The sequence below is a fragment of the Chryseobacterium potabilaquae genome (assembly GCF_902728265.1).
Classification (GTDB): Bacteria; Bacteroidota; Bacteroidia; order Flavobacteriales; family Weeksellaceae; genus Chryseobacterium; species Chryseobacterium potabilaquae.
In genome coordinates this window covers 1-3240 of record NZ_CACVBR010000091.1, presented here as the reverse complement: position 1 = coordinate 3240, position 3240 = coordinate 1, and the positions used below count along the sequence as shown (strand labels likewise).

At 34.8% G+C, this 3240-nt stretch carries 5 protein-coding genes; 3 read left to right on the top strand and 2 right to left on the bottom strand.

Features of this window, described 5'->3' with window-relative positions; translation table 11 throughout:
- A partial coding sequence (locus CHRY9293_RS18260; protein ID WP_162034286.1) for a hypothetical protein occupies positions 1 to 190 on the bottom strand: 190 nt, incomplete at its 3' end.
- A gap of 450 nt (positions 191 to 640) precedes the next feature.
- On the opposite strand from CHRY9293_RS18260, the gene CHRY9293_RS18805 reads away from it, so the two are divergent.
- The 3 genes from CHRY9293_RS18805 to CHRY9293_RS18795 are packed head-to-tail and all read left to right on the top strand — an operon-like array spanning position 641 to position 1739.
- The gene (locus CHRY9293_RS18805) at positions 641 to 799 is read left to right on the top strand and encodes a hypothetical protein (RefSeq protein WP_228455598.1); all 159 of its coding nucleotides are present in this window, start codon (positions 641 to 643) and stop codon (positions 797 to 799) included.
- Positions 800 to 814: 15 nt separating this feature from the next.
- Positions 815 to 1123, top strand: a complete 309-nt coding sequence (locus tag CHRY9293_RS18800) for a hypothetical protein (RefSeq protein WP_228455597.1) — start codon at positions 815 to 817, stop codon at positions 1121 to 1123.
- Positions 1080 to 1739 carry a calcium:proton antiporter gene (locus CHRY9293_RS18795; RefSeq protein WP_228455596.1) on the top strand — a complete coding sequence of 220 codons (660 nt, stop codon included), beginning with the start codon at positions 1080 to 1082 and terminating at the stop codon, positions 1737 to 1739. The genes CHRY9293_RS18800 and CHRY9293_RS18795 overlap by 44 nt, the downstream gene beginning before the upstream one ends.
- A gap of 44 nt (positions 1740 to 1783) precedes the next feature.
- Here CHRY9293_RS18795 and CHRY9293_RS18250 read toward each other — a convergent pair.
- Positions 1784 to 3240 (bottom strand): glycosyltransferase (locus CHRY9293_RS18250; RefSeq protein WP_162034285.1); only part of this gene is annotated, 1457 nt, incomplete at its 5' end.

Genomic DNA, 3240 nt, shown 5'->3' with positions numbered 1-3240 from the left:
TGATAACCTCTTCACGGTTTTTTCTTAATCTGTTTCCGACTCTTTCCAGCATTTCCTTTTCTTTGCCTTCTTCAAGTTTCAGATCGTTATCCGTTAATGTTGAAAATTTTTCTTTCAGTTGCTTTGACTGTTCATTCCAGTCTCCCGGAATTTTGAAAGAGTTGTCGCCTTTGTTTTGGTTTGTGTTCATAAATTAGATTTTAGTGTAACGTCATTGCTACAGTACAAAGTTGGGAGTTTAATAATCTATTGTATTACAGATTGTTTCTTTTATGTTACAGATATCACACTTTAAAAAAATTGCAGCTTGTTTTGAGCATCTGAAATACTGTTGATCATAAAATCAGTATTTGAAGTAATGGAAGTTATTAAGCCTTAGAAAATGATTATAAACTTAAAATATTGATATATAATTCTAAATAAGTCATTGATTATTACTATCTTGCAGAATAAATACGTTGAACTGATAATCCGGACTCTTGATTCCGGTATATTCTCTTCTTTTCATTATTCAATATTTTCGGGTATATTTTCATCTCTAGTCTGCTTCAAACCATTAATAAGACTGTTTTGAAAAGAAAATATAACCTGTTTATTTTTTCCAGAGGGCAATTCAATTGTAAAAATTATTAATGCTTTTATGAATATAAAAAAATATTTAGGGATATGGACGTTTTTGATTCCTATTCTGGCGTGGCTCTCTTATGTTGGAAATTCTGTTTTTTCTTCAGGGTATTACTCTGTGATTCTTACTTTATTTTTGATGGGAAGTGTTTTAGCTGCGGTGTATCATTCCTGAGGTATTGCCCATCGTTTGGGGGAACCATTTGGAGCTTTACCTCTGGTATTTGCCATTACGGTCATCGAAGTTGGGCTTATTATTTCTGTTATGATGGGAGCGAAAGGTTTAGAAACCATCATTCTTGCCAGAGATACGGTTTTTGCAGCAGTGATGATAATCCTTACGGGAATCATTGGAAGCTGTATTGTGATAGGATCCTTAAGATATAGAGAACAGAGCTTTACATTGCAAGGGGGTAAGTACAGCACTCATTACGCTTACCTCTGTTATTATTTTTGTGCTTATTCTTCCCAATTATACGGTAAGTCATCTCGGAGGTGAATATACGTCCTTCCAACTGCTTTTTATCGCCTTGATTTCTTTAGGACTTTATCTTGGATTTACCATGATCCAAACTTTTAGACATCGAAGCTTTTTCATTTCTCCACAAAATAAACTATCCAAGAATCTGCCTGGACAAAATAATCATGAAATGATTTCCAAAAAACAATTGTATATCAGTTGTATATTGTTAATATTATCCTTAGGAATAGTGGTTTTACTGGCAAAACTTCTTTCAAAGGACGTTGAACATATAGTTGTTTCGGTTGGTGTTCCAAGGTCTCTTGTAGGTATCATTATTGCTGGTATTGTTCTCCTTCCGGAAGGATTGGCTGCATTCAGAGCTGCAAAAAGTGATCAGATCCAAACCTCATTAAATCTGGCTTTTGCTTCAGCTTTGGCAAGTATCGGGCTAAGCATTCCCGCAGTTGCCATTATATCTGTAATAACCGGTATAAGAATGACATTGGGAATAGATATCAAATCAACAATACTTTTAGGGCTGTCGCTTTTTATTATTACCGTTTCACTGGCAACAGGCAGAACCAATATCATGCAGGGAATTGTATTGATTGCTATTTTTTTTATTTACTTTTTTATTACGATAGTTCCATAAACTACTGTTGATTAATCTATAAATACAGCGATAATTAAGCGTTGTTATTTTGGAAAACAGAGTCTTGCCATGAGATAGCTTACTGTTGATTCCGCTCCCTGATTGAGATTAACATTTTTCTCTTCAAGTCCATCATAACATCCTCCTGTTGCAGGGTTATAAATAATTTGATGTAAATGATTTTTTCCTAAAAACCAACTATAAGCATTTATCATCATCTGCAAATATTTTTCATCCTTAAAAATCTTGTAGAATGTAGATAAGGCCAGTATGGTATAAGCAACATCAATAGGCTGCTCACCACCAATTGATTCCGGACTATTAATCGTTTCTTTTTGCAGCCATCCTTTGTTGGATATTACTTTGATGCCTCCCTTAATAAATATTTTAGAGAGCAAAAACTTGAATGATTCATTAGCAATCTGTTTATACATTTCGTCTTTGGTTGTGATCCATGCACACAATAAAGCTTCAGGGAGTACACTGTTTCCATAGGTCAGGTAGCTTTCAAACCAATGCCAGTCTTTATGTTTTTCATGCTGATACATTTTTACCAACCGATTGGCCAGCTTTTTCAATAATGAAATATTATTTTCAGAATTTTGATAATGTAATCCCTTTATAACAAAAGCCATTGCTCGGGTAGAATGAATTTTATCAATTGGTGGAAGACTTTTTTCAATGATGGACTCAGCTTCATCAGAAAACTGTTGTGGTAAGATTGTTTTTATTGAAAGAAGATATCCCAGTGCCCAGATAGCTCTTCCATTGGAATCTTCAAGATTGGTCTCATAGTTCTGTTGTGTAAATTCCTTGTGTTGATTTATATAATTGAGGAAGCTTCCATCCGGCTGCTGGCAAAACTTAATAAGCTTCAGGTAAGTGGAGATTAAATCAAGGTCAGATTCATCTTTGCTTAGCTCATAATGTCTGCAGGCTACAATCATAGCACGGGCATTATCGTCCAAAGTATACCCGGAATTGATATCAGGTTTATTGATTTTAGAAAACTGGATTATCCCAAAATCCGTTGTCATATTTTTGATATGGCTGAGATTAATGATAGGGAATGTATAATGTAATGTCATGTTGTTTTTGCTGTATTTTTGAAATAATAGGGCATGTGAAATAGAAGAATTCTCCCAGGCTGTGGGAGCCATTTTTTCCAAACTATTTGATCGTAATTTTTCCTGTGCGGTTTCATTTTTCAGTAATGTATTCACGGCAGCAGCAAGCTGTTTTGGAGCTTCAAAATCAATAATAATTCCCAGGTCTTCATTTAATACTTCCAGAGTATGTGGAATAGGGGTGGAAACAATAGGGCAGCCACAGCTGATGGCATAGGAAAAAGTACCACTTACTGCCTGGTTTCTGTCTTTAGAAGTGAAAAGATAGATATTGGTAAGCTGAAGATAATCTAGCAGCTCATCTAAAGGCAGATACTGGTTGATAAAGTAAGTATGTTTTTCCAGATGAAGTCTCTTAACAGTATGCTGTAAAA